Raw genomic sequence first — 24,862 nt, forward strand, 5'->3', positions numbered from 1 at the left:
GCAAGCCGCGCGGCTACTGCGGTATCAGACGGAGAAGAAGTACCGGGTCATATGGAAGAAGATGGGCGCCGCAAAACACACGGAGTCCATGCGGTCCAGCATGCCGCCGTGACCCTTGATCATCGTTCCCCAGTCTTTGGCGCTGAGGCTGCGTTTGATCGCCGACATGACCAGGCCGCCGAGAAAGCCCATGACGACGATCACCAGCGACATCAGCAGTGACTCGACGAAGCTGAACGGTGTGATCCAGAACATGCATCCCCCGATCAGGGTGGCTGAGAGTCCACCACCGATCAGGCCTTCCACTGTTTTTGACGGGCTGACCCGCGGCGCGACCTTGTGCTTGCCGAACAGCTTGCCGAACACGTACTGCAAGACATCGCTGATCTGAACCACAAACACCAGGTAGAACAGCAGCAGGGCGTTCTGCCCTTCGAAACCTTGCAGGTCCAGCAGCAGCAACGCCGGCGCGTGACTGATGCAGTAAACGCAGATCATCACCCCCCACTGGATTTTCGCCGAGCGCTCGAGAAAGGCGTCGGTGTCTCCGCTCAGTACCGCAATCGCGGGTAAGAGCAGGAAGGCGTACACCGGAATCAGCAGGGTGAACATTGAATACCAGTGGGTGCCGATCAACGTGTATTGCAGCGGGATCAGAATGAAAAAAGCCGAGAACAGTGCGTTATGGTCGCTGCGAGCAGTAGGCGCCAGGGTGATGAACTCGCGGAGCGCGAACAGCGAGATGAAACCGTACAGCACCACGGTCGCAGTACTGCCCAACAGTTGCGAAAGGAAGAGGATGATCAGCATCCCCCACCACGCATTGATGCGTTGTTGCAGGTTTTGCGCCGTCGCGATTGCACCCTCGCTTCGAGCGCGCCGCGCGACCAGCCATCCGGTGATCGAAGCGAAAGCCAGCAGGCCGCCCATCGCGCCAAACAGCCACAGGAATTTCTGATCCAGACTCATTTCGATAGCCTCACAATCGCTTCACGGGCGCGTTGCAGGAACGCCTGTTTGTCTTCGCCCGCCTGGATGTTCAGAGGGTTGCCAATGCGGATCGTGCACAGAATCGGCAGCGGCACATGCTTGCCCTTGGGCATGGAGCGGTGGAGGTTTTCCAGGTAGATGGGCACCAGGTCGACGTCGGGGAAGCTTTGGTGAAGCCGATACAGGCCCGATTTGAATTCACCCGGCAACGGCCGCGTGGATCGAGTACCTTCCGGAAAGATGATGATCGAGTGGCCTGCACGCACCGCTTCGAACACAGGCTCCAGTGCATTTTGACCGGGAGCGGGGTGGCGTTCGATCAGCACTGCGTTGAGCACGTTTTGCGAGATGTACGACAGGAACCGGTTCTTACCCCAGTAATCGGCTGCAGCGATCGGCTTGACGTCGCGCCGCGCCTCGGGCGGCAGCGCAGCGATGACCACCAGGGTGTCCATGTGGCTGGTGTGATTGGCGAAGTAGATTCGCTGGCGGGAAAGATCCGGCGGGCTTTCCCACCGTGCTGTGGCGCCGATCACAAAGCGGATCAGCGCGATCAGGCATTTACTGATCCACATGAGACGCCTCCTCGAGTTGCTTGCAGATGGCCAGCGTTCGTGTGACGCAGGTCAGGGTGGAGCCGGCCGCAATGATCAGCAGCGCAACCAGCAACGCGTAATAGGTGCCGAACACACTGGTTTCCAAGGTGTTGACCAGTAGCCCGCTGGTCATCACGGCCATCCTGTGCTGCTTGGCCATCGGGCCCATGAAGTGTTGCGTCAAGCCCAGCGAACCGCCGAACACCCGGACATAGGCGGTGAGCGCTGCCGCCAGAGCGGCGAACCAGCCTAGCTCAGGGTGGTTGATGGCATAACCAAGGCCAACGATCAGCAGGCTGTCGGCCAGTCGGTCGGGGAATTCGTTGTAAAGGCTGCCGAAGGTGGATTTCTTGCCGCCTTCAACCGCGACCAGCCCGTCGAACAGGTTGCACAGCAGGCGCAGTTGAATGCCCAGCGCGCAGAGGAGGGAGCCCACAATGCCGGTGTCGATATTCAGCGCCAGAACGCCTGCGGCGGCAAAACCCAGGCTGGCGACGGAGATCTGATTGGGGGAGATGTTGCTGCGTGAAAGGGCTTCGGTGATGCGTCTTGCCCAGAGGGTCGAGCGGCTTTTGATGGGTCTTCTGTTGTCGTTCATTGAAACGCTCCATCCGGGTTCGACGTTGGAATTCGAAGGGGGGACAGTCTATTCCTGAAAAATCGGTTCGACTGTAGGGCGTTTCCCAAATGGGGTGACTGTGAATCGGATGAGTACGAGTCCAAGGGCTGTTATCACTTGGTCGAGTATCAGGAAGCAATGAGCCACCGACACGGCGTGGCCCATGCCGAGATCGTGATTGTCGAGGGGTTTGCGGGGTAGGGTTTCGTCGGGCTCATATGATCGTTCCCACGCTCCGCGTGGTCACGCAGTCCAGGATGCTCTGCGTCCACCGGGCGCCGACGCGGAGCGTCGAGGTCTGCATGCCCACGCGGAGCGTGGGAACGATCAGTAACGATCAGTAAAAAGCGGGCGCTGGAAAATCACCGAATGAAATGAATCTTCCCGCTGTCGTCATTCCCCACATAAATCCCGTACACCCCGGCCTGGCGTTCGGTGATGTAGCGTTCCAGGATCTGGCGGATGGCGGGGTAGTAGATGCTGTCCCACGGGATGTCTTCGGGGGCGAAGAAGTGGCAGGCGAGGGTTTCCGGGCCGAACTGGTCGGTGACTTCCAGGGCGATGGCGCGGAACACGATGTACACCTCGCTGATCTGCGGCACGCTGAAGATCGAGTAGGGCGAGATGATCTCGGCGCGCACGCCGCTTTCTTCCCAGACTTCGCGCAGCGCCGCCTGCTCGGTGGTTTCGCCGGCTTCCATGAAACCCGCTGGAAGGGTCCATGTACCGGGACGGGGCGGGATGGCGCGCTGGCACAGCAGGTACTTGCCTTCGCGCTCGATGATGCAACCGGCGATGATCTTCGGGTTGATGTAATGGATGTACTGACACGCTCCGCACATCAGCCGCTCGTGGGTGTCTCCGTCGGGAGTGCGCTGAGCGAGGTCAGGGCTGCCACATTGCGGACAAAAGCGCGGAGCGGGCATGTCAGCGTCCTATGCGCGGTTCCTTCAGAACCACGGGTTCGACGATGTCGCGCACCTTGGTGCCATCGTCCTGTTTGGATTTGAGGTAATCCAGCGCCACCTTGGCCGCGCTGCGCACGTGATCGACCGACGCCTGATGCGCGGCCAGCGGATCGCCGCTCTTGATTGCCGCGACGATCTTTTCCATTTCCGAATTGCTCGCCCCGCGACGGTTTTCCTGGGAGACCGAGGTGGCGCGCAGATAGCTGATGCGCGCCTGCAACTGGCGCAATTGGGTGGCAGCGACATGGTTGCCCGAGCCTTCGAGCAGCACGTCGTAGAAGCTCTGCACCGAGTCCAGCACCTGTTGCAGCTCGCCTTCTTCCAGCGCCTTGGTGTTTTCGTTGAGGGCTTTTTCCAGGGCACGAATGTCCTTGGCCTTGGCGCGCAGGGTGAACAGTTGCACGATCAACCCTTCAAGCACACAGCGCAGCTCGTAGATGTCGCAGGCGTCTTCCAGGGTGATGATCGCCACGCGAGGCCCCTTGGCGTCGGCGAATTCCACCAGACCTTCGGACTCCAGGTGGCGCAGGGCTTCGCGAACGGAAGTACGGCTGACACCCAGACGGTCGCACAGGTCGCGTTCGACCAGACGATCACCTGGCAGCAGTTGGAAATTCATGATCGCGCTGCGCAGTTTATCCAGCACGATTTCCCGCAGGGTGACGGGGTTGCGATTGACCTTGAAGCTGTCGTCGAGTGGCAGGCGTTTCATGGAGTCCGCTCTGAAGATGGCTGTCCGTGCGGTACAACGGCGCGATGATCGAATCCGCGATCATCCGGGACAGCCAAGGGTGGTTAGGGGCCGTAGGGCCAAAACGTCGCGCAGTTTATCACGCTGCGTGCCGCCAACCATCAGGCCCATCGGTGAAGATGGGTCTGAATCGACTCTTTATCAACGAATATCACACCAGAACCGGCAATGGTCCCAGCTTGCCCCGGTGATAGACCATCGGCGTGACCGGTACCTCGGGCAGAATCAGGTGTTTCACCGCGCCGACGATGATGGCGTGGTCGCCGCCGTCGTACTCGCGCCACAGCTCGCACTCGATGATCGCCGTGGCTTTCATCAGCAGCGGATTGCCCAGTTCGCTCAAGTGCCACTCGATGCCTTTGGCCTTGTCCTTGCCCTTGCCGGCGAAGGCATAGGCCTCGGCGGTCTGGTCAGCGGACAGCAGGTGAATGGCGAACTGCTTGCTGTCGCGCAGCACCGGGTAGGTGTCGGAGGCGTAGTTGGGGCAAAACAGCACCAATGCCGGGTCGATCGACAGCGCGCTGAACGCGCTGGCGGTGATGCCCACGATGCCACCTTGCGGGTCCAGCGTGGTGACCACCGTGACGCCAGACGGAAACGAGGCCATGACGTCTTTGTAGATTCCGGGTTCGATCATGTCGAAAGCCTCTTAGCGCATCACGAAAGGGTCGGGCATCGGTTCTTGCGAGAGGTTGATCCACACCGTTTTAAGTTCCGTGTAGGCCAGTACCGAATCGATACCGCTCTCGCGACCGTAGCCGCTGTTCTTGAAGCCACCGATCGGCGCCATGGCCGATACCGCGCGGTAGGTGTTGACCCAGATGATGCCGGAACGCACGTCCCGCGCCAGACGATGAGCGCGGCCCAGATCGCGGGTCCAGATACCGGCTGCCAGGCCAAACTGCGAGTCGTTGGCGATGGCCAGCGCTTGGGCTTCGTCCTTGAAACGGATCACCGAAGCCACAGGCCCGAACACTTCTTCCTGCATGATCTTCATCGAATTGCGGTCGCACTCGAACAGCGTCGGTTCGTAGAACCAGCCTTCACTGTCCAAGTGCGGGCGCTTGCCACCGGTGCGCAGGCGTGCGCCTTCGGCCAGGGCGTCAGCCACCAGGCCTTCGACGACGGCCAGTTGTTGCGCGGTGGCCATCGGGCCCATTTCGCTGGTTTCGTCCTGCGGGTTGCCGATACGAATGCGTTGGGCGCGCTCGACCAGACGTGAGACGAATTCGTCGTAGATCTCGTCCTGCACCAACAGGCGCGAGCCGGATACGCAGCTCTGACCGGATGCGGCGTAGATCCCGGCCACGGCACCGTTGATGGCGCTGTCCAGGTCGGCATCGGCGAAGATGATGTTCGGCGATTTGCCGCCCAGTTCCAGCGACAGCTTGGCGAAGTTTTCCGCACTGCTGCGCACCACATGCCGCGCCGTGGCCGCGCCGCCGGTGAAGGCGATCTTGCGCACCAGCGGATGGCGGGTGAGGGCGGCGCCGGTGCTCGGGCCATAGCCGGTCACGACGTTGACCACGCCCGGTGGAATGCCGGCTTCGAGGGCCAGACGCGCCAGTTCCAGAATAGTTGCCGAGGCATGTTCGGACGGCTTGAGCACGATGGTATTGCCGGCCGCCAGCGCAGGGGCCAGCTTGATCGCGGTCAGGTACAGCGGGCTGTTCCAGGGAATGATCCCCGCCACCACGCCCATCGGTTCGTGCACCGTGTAGGCAAACAGATCAGGCTTGTCCAGCGGCAGGGTGCCGCCTTCGAGCTTGTCGGCCAGGCCTGCGGTGTAGTGAAAGAATTCGGGCAAGTAGCTGACCTGGCCGCGTGTCTCGCGAATCAGTTTGCCATTGTCGCGGCTTTCAAGCTGAGCCAGATGCTCCTTGTTCTCGGCGATCAGATCGCCCAGCCGGCGCAGCAGTTTGCCTCGCGCAGTGGCGGTCAGTTTTCGCCACGCCGGATTCTCGAATGCCGCCTGTGCGGCTTGTACAGCCCGTTCGACGTCGGCTTCATCGGCATCAGGCAATTCAGCCCAGGGTTGGGCGAGCGCCGGGTTGAGGCTTTCGAAGGTCTTGCCGGACAGCGCATCGACCCATTGGCCGTCGATGCACATCTGGAAACGGGTAAGGCTCATGCAACGATCCCCTTTGCCGAGTGGTTTTGCGCGTCTGCCTGCTTGAGGAAATCCAGCAGCATCTGATTGACCAGACGCGGCGACTCCACCGGCATCATATGCCGCTGCTCGGCAAGTATCTGCACCTGCGCGCCATGAATGCGCATCGCCAGTTGACGAGCCATGTCCGGGGTAGAACCGGGGTCCAGCTCGCCGGTGGCGATCAGCGTCGGCGCATGAATCTCGCCCAGATCGTCGGCGCGGTACATGTCCTGGGTGGCGAACAGTTTGTAAGTGGTCAGGTAACCCTGCGGATCGTTGCTGGCGAGGATCTGCCGGATCGCTGCGATCTGCGCCGGATTCGCTGCCTGATACTCGCGGCTGAACCAGCGAGTGAGTGCCTCGGCCGCGTTCGCATCGGGGCCGTGTTCGGCCGCCTGACTGGTGCGTGCGATAACCCCGGCACGCTGCTCGGCGCTGCGGTTGAACACGCTGTTGAGGATGACCATCCCCGCCAGGTGCTGCGGGTAGTGCAGGGCAAACGCCCGCGCCACCAGCCCGCCCATGGAAAAGCCGATCACCGTGGCGCTCGGCAGGTCCAGGTGTTCCAGCAGTTCACGCAGTTGCTCGGCGTAACCCGGCAACCCGGTTTCAGGGTCCGGACGGGGGCTTGCGCCATGGCCGAGCATGTCGTAGGCAATGACTCGATAGTGCGGGGACAGACCGACCATCTGTCCTCCCCACATCTCCTTGTTCAGACCAACCCCGTGGATCAGAACCACGGGATGGCCTTGGCCGGTCGCCAGATAACTGGTGCCGGCCGGGGTGCGTTCAGCGGTGAGCCGAATCATGGATCGCTCCTGCACAAGACCTTATTAGTATGTCTGGCGGATATCACTGGGCCTTTTCAGCAGCCAGCTCTTCCAGGTCGATATAACGGTTGCCGATGCGCGGATGCAGACGACCGCCGTTGGCAGCGCCCAGCACCACGATGATTTCGTCGGCGCGCGGCGAGTCTTCGATCTGCATTTCCAGGGTGATGTAGTGCGAGCGCAGGCCTTCGTCGTCCTTGTGCATCATCGGGATCTGAATCGAAGTGCCTGGGCCACCGCGCTTGTTGGTGAAGCTCAGGTAGCTCTTGGCCTTGACCGCTTCGCGGTAGTGGTTGCCGAAGCGCAGGGTGTGGATGACCGCAGAGGCGTGTTCGATTTCACCTTCAGCGCCGACTACGGCAGCTTTGCCATAGGCCTGGATCTTGTCGGCACCGCCGATCAGGCCGGTCAGGCGCTCGACCATCATTGCGCCCAGATCGGAGCAGTTGGCGCGGATCTCCGGCTTCAGGTCTTCGACGAAACCACGACCCAGCCACGGGTTCTTCATCACCACGGCCAGGCCGACCATGGTCACTGGCGTGTCAGTGGCCTTGCCGCCTTCGATCAGTGTTTCTTCTTGGTAGCTGACGATCTTGCGAATTTCGAAACTCATGAATGACTCCCAGGTTCTTGATCAGATTGTGGGTGGGGCTTGTATTTGGTCTGATGGTATACCATAAGATTGATCGTGCAAGTGGTTTGTGTGAAGTTGTGTCGAAAAAGGACTTACGGCAGGACTGGATAAATGGCTCTAGCCAGAATTATCCGAAAAGAGTACAAATGTGCTCCATGACGACTCTATCCTCCAAACGCGCTGCCATCCTCACGTTCATTCGGGATCGCATCGCCCAGAATGGCCAGCCGCCGAGCCTTGCGGAAATCTCCGAGGCCTTTGGCTTTGCGTCGCGCAGCGTAGCCCGCAAGCACATCGTGGCCCTCACTGAAGCCGGTTTCATCGAAGTCACCGCCAACCAGGCGCGAGCCATTCGGCTGGTACAAAGCCGCCCTCGGGCCGAAATGCTGGAAATTCCCGTACTCGGCCGCGTGGCCGCCGGTGCGCCGATCGGCCCTGACATCGACATTCACGACACTTTCACTCTGGACAGCCGCACCTTCCTGCGCGTCCCCGATTACCTGCTGCGGGTCAAAGGCGACTCGATGATCGAAGACGGTATTTTCGATGGCGACCTGGTGGGCATTCTGCAAAGTGCAGACGCCAAGGACGGGCAGATCGTCGTCGCCCGCCTCGATGGTGAAGTGACCATCAAGCGCCTTGAGCGTGGCAACGATGAGTTCCGGTTGTTGCCGCGTAACCCGGCCTATGCGCCGATTGTCGTACGACCTGATCAGGATTTCGCCATTGAAGGCGTGTTCTGCGGTCTGGTAAGGCGGGAATGATGGGCGCGGTGGTCAGTCTCGATGCGCTGCTGGACGAGCGTCGGGTCTGGAAAGGGCGTCCACAGGTTCAGCCGGTTGCCGCGCAACCCACCGGCCATGCCTTGCTCGATTCGGCTTTGCCCATCGGCGGCTGGCCACCGGCAGCCCTCACCGAAATCCTGATTGCTGCCAATGGCAGCGGCGAACTGCGCTTGCTGTGGCCGACCCTGGCGCGTCTGGCCGACAGCGGCGAACGCATCGTGCTGGTGGCGCCGCCTTACGTGCCCTATCCCCAGGCCTGGCAGGCAGCTGGAGTCGATCTGCGTCAGTTGTCGGTGATCGAAGCCAGTGAGCGGGATGCCTTGTGGGCTGTTGAACAGTGCCTGCGTTCGGGCAGTTGCGGGGCGGTGTTGTGCTGGCCGAATAAGGTCGATGACCGCGCCTTGCGCCGTTTGCAGGTGGCTGCCGAAACCGGTGAAACCCTGGCCTTCGCCTGTCGAGGGCAACAGGCCGCTGCCAACCCGTCGCCCGCTGCCTTGCGCATCGCCATCGACGTGCGGCCGAGCCAGCTTCGAGTACTCAAGTGCCGTGGCGGGCTGGCACCTTCATCTCCCATCCCGTTTACTACTGACGCCTGAGGTTTCCATGCTCTGGGCCTGTGTCCTGCTGCCGCAACTGGCGCTGGACGGCGTCATGCGTCGTCGCGCCAACCCCGAAGAACCGCTGGCGTTGATCAGCGGCACAGCGCAGCGTCGCGTTCTGCAAACCGTCAACGCGGCTGCTCGGGAGCTGGGCTTGCGTCCCGGCCAGTCGCTGACCGCAGCGCACGCCATGACTCGCGAATTCGCCACGGTCGAATATGACCCTGACGAAACCGAGCGCTGGCAGCAGCTATTGGCAGCCTGGGCATATCGCTTCAGTTCGCAGGTCAGCCTGAAATATCCGCGTGTTTTGTTGATGGAGGTCGAATCCAGCTTTGGTCTGTTCGGGCCATGGCCGGTATTCGAAGCCCGCCTGCGTCAGGAGTTGACCGAGCTGGGCTTCACTCATCGCATCGTCGTGGCGCCCAACCCGGTGGCGGCGCGCATGCTGGCCAACGCCCACGACGGGCTGGCAGTGACCTGCAATGAGAGCCTGCAACGGACTCTGGAACAGATGCCGGTCAACCGCATCGGCTTGTCCCAGGAGGTGTCGACCGCGTTTGGCCGCATGGGCCTGCACAGGCTGCGTCAGGTATTGGCCTTGCCTCGGGACACTCTGGCACGACGCTTCCCGGCGCAGGTGCTGCAACATCTGGACAGCGTGCTCGGGCGCAGGCCCGTGGCGCTTGAGTGTTACGTGCCACCGGATCGGTTCAACACCCGTATCGAACTCAACTTCGACGTCGAATCCCATCAAGCCTTGCTGTTTCCGCTCAAGCGCATGATCGCCGACCTGGCGCTTTTCCTCGGCGGGCGCGACAGCGGGGTGCAGCGCTTCGTCATTCATCTGGAGCACGTGCCCAGCGTGGGCAGTGTGGCGCCCGACACCCAGATTCCGGTGGGGCTGCTCAGCGCCGAGCGCGAAGCCAACATGCTTTTCGAACTGGCACGCGGCCGTCTGGAGCAAGTCGTGGTGCCGTCGCCGGTGCGCGCCTTGCGTTTGCAGGCCGAAGACTTACCCGCGTTCGTGCCTTCACGCCGTGAGCTGTTCGATGACCGCCCGCAACAGAGCATGCCTTGGGAGCAACTGCGTGAGCGCTTGCGTGCACGCTTGGGAGACGAGGCCGTGAGCGGTCTGGGGTTTCGTCCAGACCACCGCCCGGAGTGCACGTGGTTACCGACCAGCCCGGGCAAGCCCAGCATTGCGAGCCAGAAGGTGCCGCGTCCGGGCTGGCTGTTGCGCGAACCCGAGCAACTGAGCGAATCCGGCGTACGGGTGCTGGCAGGCCCCGAACGTATCGAGTCAGGTTGGTGGGACGGCGGCGACATGCGTCGCGATTATTTCCTCATCGAAACCCGCAACGGCCAGCGTGGCTGGGCGTATCGCAGCGTCGGCGATGACAGCGGCCTGTCGCTGCATGGCTGGTTCGCATGAGCTGCGATTACGTCGAGTTGCACTGCCTGTCCAACTTCAGCTTTCAGCGTGGGGCGTCCAGCGCCAGGGAGTTGTTCGAGCGCGCGAAGCAGCATGGCTACAAGGCTTTGGCGATCACCGATGAATGCACCCTCGCCGGAATAGTGCGAGCGTGGCAAGCAGCACAGGATTGCGAACTGCCGTTGATCATCGGCAGCGAGATCTCCATCGAGAACGGCCCGAAAGTGGTGCTGCTGGTGGAGAATCTGGCGGGCTATCAGGCTCTGTGCGGTTTGATCACCCAAGGCCGACGGCGCAGCAAGAAGGGTGAGTACCGGTTATTGCGCGAAGACCTTCAGCGACCGGTTGCGGGCCTGCTGGCGCTGTGGGTTCCGGATCTGGATCAGCGCGCCGAGGTGCTCGAGGAGCAAGGGCACTGGTTGCGGGAAATCTTTGGGCAGTCTCTGTGGCTGAGCGTGCAGCTCCACTGTGGCCCGGACGATCAGAAACGGCTGTCGATGCTGCTCGCATTGGCACGCATGCACGGGATTCCCGCCGTAGCCAGTGGTGATGTTCATATGCATGCCCGAGGCCGGCGCGCGTTGCAGGACACCATGACCGCCGTGCGCCATCACACCACCGTGGCCGAGGCCGGGCATCGGCTGTTTGCCAATGGCGAGCGGCATTTGCGTCCGCGATCAGTACTGGCGCAGTTGTATCCGCCGCACTTGCTGGCCGAGACCCTTAACATTGCCCGGCGCTGCACCTTCGATCTGGGCCAGTTGCGTTACGAGTACCCCCGCGAACTGGTGCCCGCCGATCAGACACCCAGCAGCTGGCTGCGGCACCTCACCGAGAAGGGCGCGCGCTGGCGTTGGCCCGCAGGTGTGCCCGCCGTGGCACGGGCGAACATCGAGAAAGAACTGAAAATCATCGCCACGATGAAGTACGAAAGCTACTTCCTCACCGTGCACGACATCGTCAACTTTGCCCGCGAGAAGAGCATTCTCTGTCAGGGCCGAGGCTCGGCGGCCAACTCGACGGTGTGTTTCGCGCTGGGCATCACCGAGCTGGATCCGGCGAACAGCAATCTGCTGTTCGAGCGCTTCATCTCCGAAGAACGCAACGAGCCGCCGGACATCGACGTCGATTTCGAGCACGAACGGCGCGAAGAAGTCATTCAATATGTGTTTCGGCGTTATGGTCGGGGCAGGGCGGCGCTCACCGCTGTCGCCAGCACCTATCACGGCGCGGGTGCGGTGCGCGATGTCGCACGGGTGCTGGGTTTGCCCCCGGACCAGATCAACGCCCTGGCCGATTGCTTCAGCCGCTGGAGCGACAGCATGCCGCCAGCCGAGCGCCTGCGCGAATGTGGTTTCGAGCCCGACAGCCCGGTGTTGCGCCGGGTCCTGACCCTGACCGGCGAACTGATCGGCTTCCCTCGTCATCTTTCCCAGCATCCCGGTGGTTTCGTGATTTCCGAGCACCCGCTGGAAACGTTGGTGCCAGTTGAAAACGCGGCCATGGCCGACCGCACGATCATTCAATGGGACAAGGACGATCTGGACCTCGTGGGGCTGCTCAAGGTCGATATTCTGGCCTTGGGCATGCTCAGTGCATTGCGCCGCACCTTCGATCTGATCGAACTTCACCGGCACCAGCGCTGGACCATCGCCACGCTTCCGGGTGAGGACGCACCGACCTACGAAATGATCAGCCGCGCCGACACCGTCGGCGTGTTTCAGATCGAGTCCCGGGCGCAGATGTCGATGTTGCCGCGCCTTCAGCCGAGGAGTTTTTATGATCTGGTGATTGAAGTGGCCATCGTGCGCCCCGGCCCGATTCAGGGCGACATGGTGCATCCGTTTCTGCGGCGCAGGAACAAAGAGGAGCCCGTCACTTATCCTTCCGAAGAGCTCAGGGCAGTGTTCGAGCGCACACTCGGCGTGCCTTTGTTCCAGGAGCAGGTCATGCAGCTGGCGATCGTTGCCGCTGACTATTCGCCCGGCGAGGCCGACCAGTTGCGCCGCTCCATGGCTGCCTGGAAACGTCACGGCGGGCTGGAACCCCATCGCCTTCGACTCAGCGAACGGATGAAGGAAAAGGGCTACTCGGATGAATTCATTCAGCGGATTTTCGAGCAGATCAAGGGCTTCGGCAGCTATGGTTTTCCCGAGTCCCACGCCGCCAGTTTCGCGCTGTTGACCTACGCCAGTTGCTGGCTCAAATGCCACGAGCCTGCCGCCTTCACCTGCGCGCTGATCAACAGTTGGCCCATGGGGTTCTACAGCCCTGATCAGTTGTTGCAGGACGCCCGTCGTCACCACATCGAAGTGCGTCCGGTGGATGTGCGCTACAGCGACTGGGACTGTTCGCTGGAACCGGTCGAAACCCCCGAATACACCCGCAATCTGGCGATCCGCATGGGGCTGCGGATGATCCGTGGTTTTCGTGAGGACGACGCGCGCCGCATCGAACAGTCGCGCAGTCAGCGGCCATTCAAGGATGTCACCGACCTGTGCGTGCGCGCGGATCTGGACAATCGCGCCCGTGCGTCGCTGGCCGATTCCGGGGCATTGCGCGGGCTGGTGGGGCATCGTCATCGCGCGCGCTGGGAGATCGCCGGCGTTGAAGTGCAGCGACCCTTGTTTGGCGATGACTGCTTTGGTGAAGAAGCGCAGGTGCCTTTGCCATTGCCCAGCGTGGCCCAGGATCTGGTGGCCGATTACGACACCCTCGGCACCACATTGGGCCCGCACCCGCTCGCCTTGTTGCGCACCAAACTGGCGGCGAAGCGCTTTCGCAGTTCGAAAGATCTGCTGACCGAGGAGCATGGGCGCAGCTTCAGCGTGTCGGGGCTGGTGGTGGGACGGCAACGGCCCGGTACGGCTAGCGGCGTGACCTTCGTCACCCTTGAGGACGAACACGGCATGATCAACGTGGTGGTCTGGCGCGACCTGGCGGAGCGTCAGCGCAAGGTGTTGGTGGGGTCGCAATTGATGCAGGTGTTCGGCAAGTTCGAGTACCAGAAAGGCGTCCGCCACATCATCGCCCAACGGCTGTTCGACCTGACCCCGCTGCTCACCGGGCTGGATGTGCGCAGCCGGGATTTCAAGTGATACTCAACCGTCGTTGCAGCTGGCGGCCAGACGTCGGCCGCGCCTTTCCTGAACCTTGAGCCAGTCGCCTAGAGTCGAGTCGGGATAAACATCGAAATCCCCGGTCCACCCGGCACGCTGATGGTAGATGAACTGCCTGACACACCGCCTTCGCCACTGTCGCACAGCTCCAGCAGCTCCCACAGGTATTGAGTTGTGCCGACGACCCGCGCTTCTACACGGTCCTGTGGGAGACGCCGGAGGTCACGACGGCAGCGAAGCGGTGTGTCAGTTATAGAGGAACTGCCTGACACACCGCCTTCGCCACTGTCGCACAGCTCCAGCAGCTCCCACAGGTATTGCGTTGTGCCAACGATCCGCGCTTCTACACGGTCCTGTGGGAGACGCCGGAGGTCACGACGGCAGCGAAGCGGTGTGTCAGTTATAGAGGAACTGCCTCACACACCGCCTTCGCCACTGTCTTAACCCCCAGACGCGCTAAAGGATTTCTAAACCTCGACCTTCACTGCACGCCCGGTCTTGATCGATTCCAGCGCGCAGTTCGCCAGATGCAGCGCCTTCAAGCCATCCCGCGCGTTGGTCGGCAACGGCTCGTCGGCGCGCACGGCGTCGATGAACTGGTTCAACTCATTGCGGTACGAGTCGGCGTAGCGCTCCAGGAAGAAATTCAGCAGCGGCTCGCGCACCTCGGTCTGGCTGGCGCTGTAGCTGCGCACGGTACTCGGCCGATGGTTGTCGTTGAGGATCATGCCTTTGGAACCGAACACTTCCAGGCGCTGGTCGTAGCCATAAACCGCTTCGCGGCAGCAGTTGATGTGGCATTGCTTGCCCGAGGCGGTGCGCAACAGCACCATCACGCTGTCCCAGTCGTCCAGTTGCGCCAACGCAGGCTCCACCAGGCGGCTGGCAATGGCGAATACCTCAACCGGTTCTTCGCCCAGCAGGGTGCGCGCGGTGTCGAAATCGTGGATGGTCATGTCGCGGAAAATGCCGCCGGAGTGTTTGAGGTTGTCCAGCGAGGCCAGCCCCGGATCGCGGCTGGTGATTACCACCTGACGTACCTCGCCGATGCTGCCCTCGGCGATTGCCTTGCGCATCTGCAAGGTGTCCGGGTCGAAGCGACGGTTAAAGCCGAGCATGACTTTGCCATTCAGGCGCTCGACATCCTCAACCGCTTGCGCCGCCTTGCCGAAATCCAGGTCGATGGGTTTCTCGCAGAGCACCGGTTTGCCCAGCTTGACCGCACGCAGCATGTAATCGATGTGGGTGTCGGTGTGGGTGCCGATCACCACCGCATCGACGTCGTCGCGGGCAATCGCTTCGGCGCAGTCATAGGCGGCAGCACAACCCAGTTTCGCCGCCAGCGTGTCGACGCCTTCGCGCCATGGGTCGGCGATCACCGACAGTTGCACATCAGGGTTGGCCGCGACGTTGGCCGCGTGGATGTTGGCGATGCGGCCTGCGCCGAGAACTGCGATGCGTAGCATGGGTGGATCTCCTGGGATTGTTGTTGTCGGGTAGATCGGTTGCGGGTGTCGATTTCGGGGTTGAAACAATATTCAGTGCGCCAGGTTGAACGGCGTGACGATCTGCACCTGTGAGGCGGGGATCGGATCGACCTTCCAAAGGCGATGGAACTGCAGGATGTGCAGGAACGCATGGCGGGCGTCGACCTGCAGGTTGTGATCGATGATCGCGGCGATTTTTTCCTCGGCGAGCAACTGCCGGTTTTCCTGATCCAGATCGTGACCAATGAATACTGCGAGCTCGCGATCGAGCGCCGCGAAGGCATCGACGATGGCGCGGTTGCCGCCCCCGACGCTGTAGATGGCCTTGATCGAAGGGTTGGCCTTCAACGCCTGAGTCACCCGCTCCAGCGTGGGCTCATAAACGCCGAGCCCACCGGTGATGTCGACCACCCGAAGATGCGGCGCACGGCTGCGCAGCCAGGTGCGAAATCCCATCTCGCGCTCTTCTTCGCCACGAAACAACTCACTGCTGATCACCACGGCGACGTCCTGCGCGACCTTGTCCAGCCAGCTCGCCATCAGGTAGGCAGCGGTTTGCCCGGCGGTGCGGTTGTCCATGCCGATGTAGCCGATGCGCTCGCTCTGAGGCAGGTCGGACACCAGCGTCACCACCGGAACACCGGCCGCCGTTACCTGATTCACCGCTTCGTTGATCTGCGGTTCATCGGCGGCCTTGAGGATCAGGCCCTGACTGCCTTTGCCCGCGCAGCGCAGGATCAGGTCATGCATCTGCTGGGTGTCGATCTCCTGGTACATGTGTAAACGCGGAAAGATGCGGAACGGCGCCAGGCTGCCCAGTTGCGCATGAATGGCTTCCTGCACCGCGTCGCTGAAGCGTTTCGGGGTGTGCAGGATGATGTCGATGTGAAAGGTGCGGCCCACGGCGGGTCCGGATTTTTCCTGGGCTTCCAGTTCTTCCAGGGCTTGCTGGATGCGCCGGTTGGTCTGGTAATGCACGCTGCCGCGCTCATGCAGAACACGGTCGACCGTGGCTTTGCTGACACCCGCCTGGGCGGCGATCTGCTTGATGGAAAAACGTCTGGCGCGGTCGAGCATGGGAATCCCCTGAGCCTCTGCTGAGGTCTTGTTGAGGTCGATTCGGGCCTCTGTGAGGTGATCGCAATGCTAGTCTCAGTTCCATTCGTTGTACAGATGGAAATTAAATTCTATTGTCATGACGATTACCCGCAGCCAAAAACAACAACAGCAGGAGACAGGCATGTCAGCATTGGATCTTTCTACCTCGTTCACCGGTCGTTATTTCGTCGTCACCGGCAGCACCCAAGGCTTGGGCGCCGCGGTGGCCCATACCCTCGCGCAACGCGGCGCGGCGGGGCTGATCATTTGCGGTCGCAGCCGCGACAAGGGCGAACAGCAGGTGCGTCAACTGGCTGAACTGGACTGCCAGGCCTTTTTCGTCGAAGCCGACATGGAGAACGTCGACGACTGCCGCCGGGTCGTCGCTGCCGCCAAGGCACATTTCGGTACGGTTCACGGCCTGGTCAACTGCGCCGGGATGTCGGATCGCGGCAGCATCATCGACACCTCACCGGAGCTGTTCGACCGCATCTTCGCGGTCAACGTCAAGGCGCCGTTTTTCCTCATGCAGGAATGCATCAAGCTGATGATCGCCAATAATGTCGAAGGCTCGATCGTCAGCATTCTCAGCGTCTCCGGCCATGGCGGGCAGTCGTTCCTGTCGGGGTATGCCGCATCCAAGGGCGCACTGGCCGTCCTGACCAAGAACGTCGCCTTCAGCACCTTGCGCAATCGCATCCGGGTCAACGGCCTGAACATCGGCTGGATGGACACGCCTCACGAAGACCAGATCCAGCGCCAGTACCACGGTGCCGACGACGGCTGGCTTGCACGCGCCGAAGCCCAGGCACCGTTCGGCCGCTTGCTCAAACCTCAGGAAGTGGCCAACAGCGTCGCGTATCTGCTGTCCGATCAATCCGGGATGACCACTGGCGCCGTGATCGATATGGAGCAGGGCATCATGGGCTGTGGCGATGGCTCGACCCCGCGTCCGGATGCACCGCTGACGCTGGAAGGGGTCGCCGGAGTCGGGCTGTGAGCCTGTTTGCAACATCCCGGGACATCGACGTCGGGGCGTTCGCCGCGCTGTGCGAGCAGCGGGTAAATCTCGCGGACTTTCCCCTCGCGCAAGAGGTGGTCAGCGGCGTGGTGATCTACGACGCCAACACGCTTCGGGCTGCCGCCGAGCGGGATCGAGAGGGAACGCTGAGCGAGCTTCACGCTGTATTCCGCGATGGCTCAGGTGTTATGGCAGTACGTAATACGTATCCTGATTTGTCGGTTATCGACCGCCAGAGCGAGGTGTTCCGCCAGATCATCGCGGCTGAAGCGCAGAGCGTGGTACGCGCCGACCATTTCGCCAAGGCCGGGGCCAATCAGCGGATCTGGAACTCGTTGCAGAAGGCGGCCGAACATTCACCGGATTCGTTCATCGAGTATTACGCCAATCCGTTGCTCGGCCTGATTGCCGAGGCCTGGCTGGGGCCCTGGTTTCAGGCCACGGCGCAGGTCAATGTGGTGACGCCGGGCGGGCAGGCGCAACAGCCTCACCGCGACTATCACCTGGGGTTCCAGAGCGATGAAGTGGCCGCGCGTTTCCCGCTGCCGATGCATCGGCTGTCACAGAACCTGACCCTGCAAGGGGCGGTGGCGCACACCGACATGCCGCTGGAGACGGGGCCGACGCTGTTGTTGCCGTTCTCTCAGCACTATGAGTTGGGCTATCTGGCGTGGCGTGATCCAGCGTTCATCGACTACTTTGCCGCTCACGCGATTCAGGTCCCGTTGAACAAGGGCGATCTGCTGTTCTTCAACCCGGCGCTGTTTCATGCGGCGGGAACCAATCGCACGACGGACCAGTTTCGCATGGCCAATCTGCTGCAGATTTCCTCGGCGTTCGGCAAGCCGATGGAAACAGTCAACCGTGACAAGATGATGCTGGCGTTGTATCCCGTGATGCTCAAACGGCTGGAGCAGGGCGAGCTGAACGAGGAGGGCATGCACGCGGTGATCGCCATGAGTGCGGACGGCTATTCGTTCCCCACCAACCTGGACACCGATCCGCCGCTGCACGGCATGGCGCCACAGACCGGACAGCAGTTGATGGCACTGGCTCTGGGTGAACGATGGGAGGCTGGACGGTTTGCCGAGGCGGTGGAGGCGATGCGGGTCAAGCGGCTGGCTTGAGGCTGGTTTACAGAGGATCTGGCGACCACTGAACCTGTGGGAGGGAGCTTGCTCGAGAAGGCACAGTGTCAGTGACAACTGCACTGGCTGACATTTCGCCATTCGCGAGCAAGCTCCCTCCCACAATGATCGATGCGTGTCAGGTATTACGGTGCGCGACGGTCTGCTTCTGGCCGAAGGCCGTGGGAGGGAGCTTGCTCGAGAAGGCATAGTGTCAGTGACGACTGCACTGACTGACATTTCGCCATTCGCGAGCAAGCTCCCTCCCATGTGATCGATGTGTGTCAGGTATTACGGTGTGCGAAGGCGGCTTCTGGCCGAAGGCCGTGGGAGGGAGCTTGCTCGCGAAGGCGGTGTATCAGAAACAGAAATGTGTCAGACCGAATGCGTTCGCGAGCAAGCTCCCTCCCACGATGATCGATGCGTGTCAGGTATTACGGTGTGCGACGGTCTGCTTCTGGCCGAAGGCCGTGGGAGTGAGCTTGCTCGCGAAGGCACAGTGTCAGTGACAACCGCACTGGCTGACATTTCGCCATTCGCGAGCAAGCTCCCTCCCACGATGATCGATGCGTGTCAGCTATTACGGTGTGCGACGTTCTGCTTCTGGCCGAAGGCCGTGGGAGGGAGCTTGCTCGAGAAGGCATAGTGTCAGTGACGACTGCACTGACTGACATTTCGCCATTCGCGAGCAAGCTCCCTCCCATGTGATCGATGTGTGTCAGGTATTACGGTGTGCGAAGGCGGCTTCTGGCCGAAGGCCGTGGGAGGGAGCTTGCTCGCGACGGCATAGTGTCAGTGACAACTGCACTGGCTGACATTTCGCCATTCGCGAGCAAGCTCCCTCCCACGATGATCGATGCGTGTCAGGTATTACGGTGCGCGAAGGTCTGCTTCTGGCCGAAGGCCGTGGGAGGGAGCTTGCTCGCGAAGGCGATGTATCAGAAACAGAAAGGTGGGAGACCGAATGCGTTCGCGAGCTGACTCCCCCCACAGCAGCACGCCACTCTAGTGCATGTTCAAATATTCTCCGGCGTCACGATCTGCAACGGCACCAGCACCCTGTGCCGTTGCGGGTCGATCTGCTCGGCGCCGGGCAATTGCACCATCAACTCGATCAGCTCCTTGGCGATCAGGCGTGGCTGTGAGTCGATGACCAGGGTCACCAGGCCTTTGCGCATGGCCTGGCGCGATTCCACTGTGGGCTCCTGCAGAATCACGCACATTGGCGGGCGCTGCGGTGTGGCCGCCAGCGCGCTGATCACGCCCTCGACACCGCCTCCCGCCACATAAATGCCGCGCAGGTCCGAGTGCCGGGCCAGCAAATCCAGGGTTGCCTCTTCGGTAATCGCACCATTGTCGAGGGTGACGATCGGCGGCAGCACGCGAAACTGCGGGGCCTTTTCCTCGAAGAAGCTGCGCACTCCGGCCTCACGTTGCTCATGCCCCAGAAACCGGTGCCCGCCAAGCATCACCGCCACGCTGCCGCCCGCCGGGTGCGACCCGTGGGCGATCAGCCAGCCGGCGGTACGCCCCACTTCATGGTTGTCGGTGCCGACATAAGCCCCCGGTTGCCGGGTCGGCAGCTCGGTCAGCAGCGACACCACTGGCACGCCTTGCTGCCGCACTTGCTCGATGGCTTCGATGACCAGTGGATGCTCGAAACTGACCAAGGCGATGCAGTCGCAGTGCTCGGCCATCTGATGAATCTGCCGGGCGATGGACTGAGGCGCGCGGTCGTGAATCAGCTTGACGTGGCAGACGATATTCGCCGCCCGTGCCTCCCGCGCCTGTTCGACAATGGCATCGCTCAGGGTCTTGTAGAAGGTCTGCGAAGTGCCCAGCAGCAGGAAGCCGAAGTGATAGGCGGGTTTCTTTTCATTGATGCGTTGCGAGATCAGGCGGGCGGCGAAATAACCCACCGCTTCAGCGGCTTCATGGACCTTTTGCGCAGTGTCCGGATTGACCGGCGCACGGGCATTCAGCACTCGATCGACAGTGGCGACACTCAAGTTGGCATGCTGCGCAACGGTGGCGATGGTCGGGCGTTTCTTGTTATTCATACTGCCCCTTGAAGATGGCTTGATAGAAAACTATCAAGCGCTGACAGCGCTGGATGATAGCTTGAGAGAGAATACTTTCAAGCGCTTGTTGCGGCGGTTGGCATCTCTATAGTTTGAATCAGCGAAGTGATTAAACAACGCGGTTTTCAATCTTCGGAGAACAATAACAATGTCCCAGATACCCTTCGATCCTGAACGTGGAAGAGACTACAGCCTGACCGGCGAACAGGCGCGGCTGGCCGAGGAGGCCGGGCTCGTTTCGGCGGTCTGGTATCAGTGCCCGGTGCCGCGCAAGCGCATGAAAGAGTTGATGCAGCGCAGCGATGGCCGGGCGATTCGCGACACCGCGCTGTGGCTCGGCGCGATGCTCCTCAGCGGTCTGGGCGGTTATGTGTTCTGGGGTAGCGCGGCCTGCGTGCCGTTCTTTCTGGTGTATGGCCTGCTGTACGGCACTGCCGCCAACTCGCGCTGGCACGAGACCGGCCACGGCACCGCATTCAAGACCCGCTGGATGAACGACGTGGTCTATCAACTGGCCTGCTTCATGGTCATGTACGAGCCGCAGGTCTGGCGCTGGAGCCATGCCCGTCATCACACCGACACGATCATCGTCGGCCGCGATCCGGAGATCGTCGAACCGCGTCCGCCGCGCCTGAACATGATCGTGCTCAAGTTGCTCTCGTTGCCCCACGTCTACAACAGCTTCAAATCGCTGTTCCTGCACGCATCGGGGCAGATGAGTGCCGAAGAGAAAGTCTTCGTTCCCGAGTCCGAATGGCCCAAGGTGTATCGCACTGCACGAGTCTGGCTGGCGTTGCATGGTCTGGTGATCGCCTCGGCGCTGTACCTCAATTCCTGGCTGCCGCTGATGTACGTGCTGTTGCCGACGATGTACGGCGGCTGGCTGAGTTATGTGTTCGGCCTGACCCAACATGTGGGCCTGGCGGAAGATGAACTGGATCACCGGAAAAACTGCCGCACCATTTATATGAATCCGGTGTTTCGGTTCTTTTATTCGGACATGAACTATCACCTGGAACATCACATGTTTCCGATGGTGCCTTATCACGCGCTGGCGAAACTTCACGAAGAAATAAAACACGATTGCCCGCCGCCGTACAGCAGCCTTGTCGAGGCGTATCGGGAAATCATTCCAACCTTGCTCAAGCAGCGAAAAGATCCCTCGTTTTATATCAAGCGTCCGATCAAGGAAGCGCCAGTGGAAGCCGCTGCAGCCACTGAACGTCAGGAATCGGCGTTCAGCTGAAACACTCGCCACTCGCCACTCACCGAAGAACAAGAGAGCACTGCCATGAGCAATCAATGGGTAGAGGTTTGTCACGTCGACGAGATCGATGAAGAGGATGTCATCCGCTTCGATCACCAGCAGAAAACCTATGCGGTCTACCGCTCGCACAACAGCGAATACTTCGCCACCGACGGGCTTTGCACCCACGAAAAGATTCACCTGGCCGATGGGCTGGTGATGGACTTCGTGATCGAGTGCCCCAAGCACAATGGCCGCTTCGACTATCGCAACGGCAAGGCGCTGAACGCACCGGCCTGCGTCAACCTCAAGACTTATCCGGTCAAGGTCGAGGGCGGTAGGGTGCTTTTGGACACGCAAGGAACCGGCGCATGAGCCAGAACGAGGCGATGGTGATTGTCGGCGCCGGACACGCCGGAGGGCGTGCGGCGTTGACCCTGCGCGAGGCCGGCTATGCCGGGCGCATCGTGCTGATCGGTGATGAAGCGCATCTGCCCTACGAACGCCCGCCGCTGTCCAAGGCACTGCTCAAGGGCGAATCCTCGCTCCAGACTTGCAGCTTGTTCAGCGAGGCGAGTTTCATTGCTTCGGGGATCGAACATCTGAGCGGCGTCCGGGTCCTCAACATCGATCCGGCTCAGCATCGTGTCGATCTGGACAGCGGTGTGTCGCTGGGTTACACGAAGTTGCTGCTGGCCACGGGCGGGCAATCCCGCCGTCTCGATCTGGGTGGCCGGGACTTCACTAACGTGCATTATCTGCGCACGTTCGACGAGGCCATCACGCTTCAGGAACGCCTCCAACCCGGCAGCCGCTTATTGGTGGCGGGCGGCGGTTTCATTGGCCTGGAAGTCGCCTCTACGGCGCGTGACAAAGGTTGCGAAGTGACGGTGCTGGAAGCCGGTGCTCGACTGGCCGCCAGAGCCTTGCCTGAACGTTTGTCCGAGGCGCTGTTGACCCTGCACCGGCGCATGGGCGTGAGCATTCACCTCAGTGCGCAAATCGAGCGATTTCACGGGGCTGACCGAGTCGAGTCAGTACAACTGGCAAGTGGCGAGCGACTGGCCTGCGATGTGCTGCTGGTGGGCATCGGCATGCAACCCAATCTGCAACTGGCGCAACAGGCGGGTCTGGCAATTGGCAGTGGCATCAAGGTCGACAACTTTCTGCAAACCAGTGCGCCGGACATTTTCGCAGCAGGGGACGTGTGTGAATTTCAGCGTGACGATGGCCAGTTTCACCGCCAGGAAACCTGGCGCAATGCCGAAGCCCAGGGACGCCTTGCTGCGCTTAACATGCTCGGTCAGCGGCAGGCGTTCAGCACGGTGCCGGGCTTCTGGTCCGATCATTACGAATTCGGTTTGCAGACCGTCGGCACCCTGGCGCCCAACGCTCAGGTGATCGAACGGGAGCTCGCCGATGCAGGTTTTCTGCTGTTGTATCTCGACGCACAGGCGCGTTTGCAGGGGGCCAGCGGCTGGGGCATCGGCAACAGCCTCGCCAAGGACATCAAGCTCTGCGAGCGGCTGATCGAGAGCCGGTTGGTGTTGCCGCTGGAGCAATTGCCAGACACCAGCGTTTCGCTAAAAGCCTTACTGCGAGGTGCCCATGTCTGAGGCCTCGAAGCGGGAGTTCGTGGTCTTTCAATCGATGTGGGCCATGCAGAACGCGCAGGGGGTGTTGCCCACGGCCCTTGAACATGAACTGACGAAGATCGCCGAGGCGGGCTTCGATGGCATCACCGATCACTACTATGCGCCGGACACGGCCCGGGAATTGTCGAGGTTGGCCAGCAGTCTTGGGTTGCAGATCGAAGGGCAGCTGTTTCCCCAGACCGTGGATGACCTCAAGCCTGTACTGGAGATTGCCAGTCAGTATGGTTGCCATCACCTGACCATTCAGGCCGACGCCCGACCCCGCTCCTTGAAAGAAGCGGTGCAGCTTATCGACGGCTGGCAACGGCTGGCCGAGCAGGTGGATTTTCCGGTGCTACTGGAAACCCATCGCTATCGGGTGACCAACGACCTGCATTTCACCCTCGATCTGCTCAAGGAATTGCCCGATCTGAAACTCCTGGCGGACTTGTCGCATTACGTAGTGGGTCGCGAGATCCCCTTGCCGCCAGGGGAGGATGACCGAGAGCAGATCGAGACCATCTTGCGTAACAGCTGGGGCTTTCATGGGCGGGTGGCGAGCTGTGAGCAGGTGCAGTTGCCGATCAGTTTCGAACAACACCAGCCGTGGGTCGCGCTGTTCAGTGAGTGGTGGAAATACGGCATCGAAGACTGGCTAAAGCGCACGGACGTGCAGGGCAGTCTGTCGTTTACCTGCGAACTCGGGCCGCCTCCGTACGCGATGACTGATCGCAACGGCCAGGATGTTACCGATCGGTGGGAGGAGTCATTGATGATGAAGGCGTTGATTCGAGATATCTGGGCAGGGTGTACGCGGAGTATTGGAAAAAGAATCTAACCAAGCTGGCACGGCATGTGCTGTCCTGAATGAAACCGGGTTGTTGAACAATGTGGTGAGCAGTGTTGTGAACAATCCAGACTCTTCAGGAAGCGCATTGTGTCCATCGCTAAGGAAAACGGCCTGTCGCTGGCCGATCAGGTTGCGCACGAGCTGCGCGAAGACATCATCAACGGGCGCTTGTTGTCGGGCATGTCGCTGGTGGAAAGCGAACTGGTGCGCGGTTACAACGCTTCGCGCAACACCGTGCGCGAGGCGTTGCACCTGCTGGGTCGCGAAGGCCTGACCACATACGTGCGCCACAAGGGCGTGATCGTTCGTCGCCTTAGCGTGGACGATGTGCGCGATCTGTTCATGGTCCGGCGCACCCTCGAATCCCAAGCCATACTGCTCGGCAAGCCTTTGGCGGATCATTCATCCGTGCGCATGGCCGATGCCATCGAAGCGGCGCAACTGGCCTGCGAACGTGAAGACTGGCGCGCATTCGGCACTCACAGCCTGCGCTTTCATCAGCAGGTGGTGGGTTTACTGCACAGCCCGTCATTCGACGAATTCTTCACCAACATCGTGGCGCAGATGCGTCTGGTGTTTTCCGCCGCTCCCGACGAAGCCCGCTACCAGGCGCCTTGGCTCGAACGCGACCGGCACATTCATCAATTGCTGATCGACGGCCTTCGCGTCGAAGCGGGCGAGGCCATGGACAGCTACCTCAACGATTCCGAACACCAGGCACTGGAATTGCTGACCAGTTCCCGCCCGGATCCGCGGCCTCGGTAGCGCCACGGCTTGTCGGCGGTGGCGCTCTGGGAATCGCTATCGCTGGCAAGCCGGACAGCTACAGCATTATCACTA

General features: G+C 61.2%; 23 protein-coding genes and 1 pseudogene. 12 read left to right on the top strand and 12 right to left on the bottom strand.

The features are described from left to right. Window positions 1–24: 24 nt before the first annotated feature. From BWR59_RS25490 to BWR59_RS25500, 3 genes are read right to left on the bottom strand one after another with little or no spacing between them, the layout of a single operon-like run. Window positions 25–969: a phosphatidate cytidylyltransferase gene (locus tag BWR59_RS25490; RefSeq protein ID WP_081568458.1), complete on the bottom strand. Its 945-nt coding sequence runs from the start codon at window positions 967–969 to the stop codon at window positions 25–27. Then, the gene (locus tag BWR59_RS25495; RefSeq protein ID WP_081568459.1) at window positions 966–1,565 is read right to left on the bottom strand and encodes a lysophospholipid acyltransferase family protein; all 600 of its coding nucleotides are present in this window, start codon (window positions 1,563–1,565) and stop codon (window positions 966–968) included. The genes BWR59_RS25490 and BWR59_RS25495 overlap by 4 nt, the downstream gene beginning before the upstream one ends. Beyond that, entirely contained in the window at window positions 1,552–2,184 is a 633-nt protein-coding gene (locus BWR59_RS25500; protein ID WP_081568460.1) for a CDP-alcohol phosphatidyltransferase family protein, read from the bottom strand. The genes BWR59_RS25495 and BWR59_RS25500 overlap by 14 nt, the downstream gene beginning before the upstream one ends. 102 nt (window positions 2,185–2,286) lie before the next feature. Between BWR59_RS25500 and BWR59_RS33070 the strand changes: the two are divergent. Further along, window positions 2,287–2,406: pseudogene (locus BWR59_RS33070) on the top strand (DUF1330 domain-containing protein); the annotation flags it as partial. A 161-nt stretch (window positions 2,407–2,567) separates the two neighbouring features. On the opposite strand, the gene BWR59_RS25505 reads toward BWR59_RS33070, so the two are convergent. The 6 genes from BWR59_RS25505 to BWR59_RS25530 form a co-directional block, all read right to left on the bottom strand. Beyond that, window positions 2,568–3,131: an NUDIX hydrolase gene (locus tag BWR59_RS25505; RefSeq protein WP_081568461.1), complete on the bottom strand. Its 564-nt coding sequence runs from the start codon at window positions 3,129–3,131 to the stop codon at window positions 2,568–2,570. 1 nt (window position 3,132) lies between these two features. Beyond that, window positions 3,133–3,885 (bottom strand): GntR family transcriptional regulator, encoded by a 753-nt coding sequence (locus BWR59_RS25510; RefSeq protein ID WP_081568462.1) that lies wholly within the window; start codon window positions 3,883–3,885, stop codon window positions 3,133–3,135. Window positions 3,886–4,075: 190 nt separating this feature from the next. Next, window positions 4,076–4,561, bottom strand: coding sequence for a flavin reductase family protein (locus tag BWR59_RS25515; RefSeq protein ID WP_081568463.1), 486 nt, complete (start codon window positions 4,559–4,561; stop codon window positions 4,076–4,078). 12 nt (window positions 4,562–4,573) lie between these two features. Beyond that, window positions 4,574–6,055 carry an aldehyde dehydrogenase gene (locus tag BWR59_RS25520; RefSeq protein WP_081568464.1) on the bottom strand — a complete coding sequence of 494 codons (1,482 nt, stop codon included), beginning with the start codon at window positions 6,053–6,055 and terminating at the stop codon, window positions 4,574–4,576. After that, window positions 6,052–6,885 carry an alpha/beta fold hydrolase gene (locus tag BWR59_RS25525; RefSeq protein WP_081568465.1) on the bottom strand — a complete coding sequence of 278 codons (834 nt, stop codon included), beginning with the start codon at window positions 6,883–6,885 and terminating at the stop codon, window positions 6,052–6,054. The genes BWR59_RS25520 and BWR59_RS25525 overlap by 4 nt, the downstream gene beginning before the upstream one ends. A gap of 43 nt (window positions 6,886–6,928) precedes the next feature. After that, the gene (locus tag BWR59_RS25530; protein WP_081568466.1) at window positions 6,929–7,519 is read right to left on the bottom strand and encodes an amino acid synthesis family protein; all 591 of its coding nucleotides are present in this window, start codon (window positions 7,517–7,519) and stop codon (window positions 6,929–6,931) included. 167 nt (window positions 7,520–7,686) lie between these two features. On the opposite strand from BWR59_RS25530, the gene lexA reads away from it, so the two are divergent. The 4 genes from lexA to BWR59_RS25550 are packed head-to-tail and all read left to right on the top strand — an operon-like array spanning window position 7,687 to window position 13,457. Next, entirely contained in the window at window positions 7,687–8,304 is a 618-nt protein-coding gene (lexA, locus tag BWR59_RS25535) for a transcriptional repressor LexA (RefSeq protein WP_081568467.1), read from the top strand. Then, a complete protein-coding gene (imuA, locus tag BWR59_RS25540; protein WP_081568468.1) occupies window positions 8,304–8,921 on the top strand; it encodes a translesion DNA synthesis-associated protein ImuA in 618 nt (205 codons plus the stop codon). The genes lexA and imuA overlap by 1 nt, the downstream gene beginning before the upstream one ends. Window positions 8,922–8,928: 7 nt before the next feature. Further along, window positions 8,929–10,359 carry a DNA polymerase Y family protein gene (locus BWR59_RS25545; RefSeq protein ID WP_081568469.1) on the top strand — a complete coding sequence of 477 codons (1,431 nt, stop codon included), beginning with the start codon at window positions 8,929–8,931 and terminating at the stop codon, window positions 10,357–10,359. After that, window positions 10,356–13,457, top strand: a complete 3,102-nt coding sequence (locus BWR59_RS25550) for an error-prone DNA polymerase (protein WP_081568470.1) — start codon at window positions 10,356–10,358, stop codon at window positions 13,455–13,457. The genes BWR59_RS25545 and BWR59_RS25550 overlap by 4 nt, the downstream gene beginning before the upstream one ends. A 488-nt stretch (window positions 13,458–13,945) precedes the next feature. Here BWR59_RS25550 and iolG read toward each other — a convergent pair whose 3' ends face one another. Both iolG and BWR59_RS25560 read right to left on the bottom strand, forming a co-directional pair. Continuing rightward, on the bottom strand, window positions 13,946–14,944 hold the full coding sequence (gene iolG, locus BWR59_RS25555; RefSeq protein WP_081568471.1) for an inositol 2-dehydrogenase: 999 nt from the start codon (window positions 14,942–14,944) through the stop codon (window positions 13,946–13,948). A 72-nt stretch (window positions 14,945–15,016) separates the two neighbouring features. Next, window positions 15,017–16,042: a LacI family DNA-binding transcriptional regulator gene (locus BWR59_RS25560; RefSeq protein WP_081568472.1), complete on the bottom strand. Its 1,026-nt coding sequence runs from the start codon at window positions 16,040–16,042 to the stop codon at window positions 15,017–15,019. A gap of 163 nt (window positions 16,043–16,205) precedes the next feature. Here BWR59_RS25560 and BWR59_RS25565 point away from each other — a divergent pair, with 163 nt between their 5' ends. Both BWR59_RS25565 and BWR59_RS25570 read left to right on the top strand, forming a co-directional pair. Beyond that, window positions 16,206–17,063, top strand: a complete 858-nt coding sequence (locus BWR59_RS25565; protein WP_081568473.1) for an SDR family oxidoreductase — start codon at window positions 16,206–16,208, stop codon at window positions 17,061–17,063. After that, window positions 17,060–18,211, top strand: a complete 1,152-nt coding sequence (locus BWR59_RS25570) for a phytanoyl-CoA dioxygenase family protein (RefSeq protein WP_081568474.1) — start codon at window positions 17,060–17,062, stop codon at window positions 18,209–18,211. Before BWR59_RS25565 ends, BWR59_RS25570 begins: the two co-directional genes overlap by 4 nt. Before the next feature lie 1,016 nt (window positions 18,212–19,227). Here BWR59_RS25570 and BWR59_RS25580 read toward each other — a convergent pair. Next, window positions 19,228–20,271, bottom strand: a complete 1,044-nt coding sequence (locus tag BWR59_RS25580) for a LacI family DNA-binding transcriptional regulator (protein WP_081568476.1) — start codon at window positions 20,269–20,271, stop codon at window positions 19,228–19,230. 169 nt (window positions 20,272–20,440) lie between these two features. On the opposite strand from BWR59_RS25580, the gene BWR59_RS25585 reads away from it, so the two are divergent. The 5 genes from BWR59_RS25585 (at window position 20,441) to BWR59_RS25605 (ending at window position 24,787) form a co-directional block, all read left to right on the top strand. Then, a complete protein-coding gene (locus tag BWR59_RS25585; RefSeq protein WP_081568477.1) occupies window positions 20,441–21,538 on the top strand; it encodes a fatty acid desaturase family protein in 1,098 nt (365 codons plus the stop codon). 45 nt (window positions 21,539–21,583) lie between these two features. Continuing rightward, window positions 21,584–21,913: a MocE family 2Fe-2S type ferredoxin gene (locus BWR59_RS25590; RefSeq protein ID WP_081568478.1), complete on the top strand. Its 330-nt coding sequence runs from the start codon at window positions 21,584–21,586 to the stop codon at window positions 21,911–21,913. Beyond that, window positions 21,910–23,154 carry an FAD-dependent oxidoreductase gene (locus BWR59_RS25595; protein ID WP_081568479.1) on the top strand — a complete coding sequence of 415 codons (1,245 nt, stop codon included), beginning with the start codon at window positions 21,910–21,912 and terminating at the stop codon, window positions 23,152–23,154. The genes BWR59_RS25590 and BWR59_RS25595 overlap by 4 nt, the downstream gene beginning before the upstream one ends. Beyond that, a complete protein-coding gene (locus BWR59_RS25600) occupies window positions 23,147–24,010 on the top strand; it encodes a TIM barrel protein (protein ID WP_081568480.1) in 864 nt (287 codons plus the stop codon). The genes BWR59_RS25595 and BWR59_RS25600 overlap by 8 nt, the downstream gene beginning before the upstream one ends. 99 nt (window positions 24,011–24,109) lie before the next feature. Continuing rightward, on the top strand, window positions 24,110–24,787 hold the full coding sequence (locus BWR59_RS25605; protein ID WP_081568481.1) for a GntR family transcriptional regulator: 678 nt from the start codon (window positions 24,110–24,112) through the stop codon (window positions 24,785–24,787). The last annotated feature ends 75 nt before the right edge of the window (window positions 24,788–24,862 follow it).

The organism is Pseudomonas sp. Bc-h (assembly GCF_002080045.1).
GTDB lineage: Bacteria > Pseudomonadota > Gammaproteobacteria > Pseudomonadales > Pseudomonadaceae > Aquipseudomonas.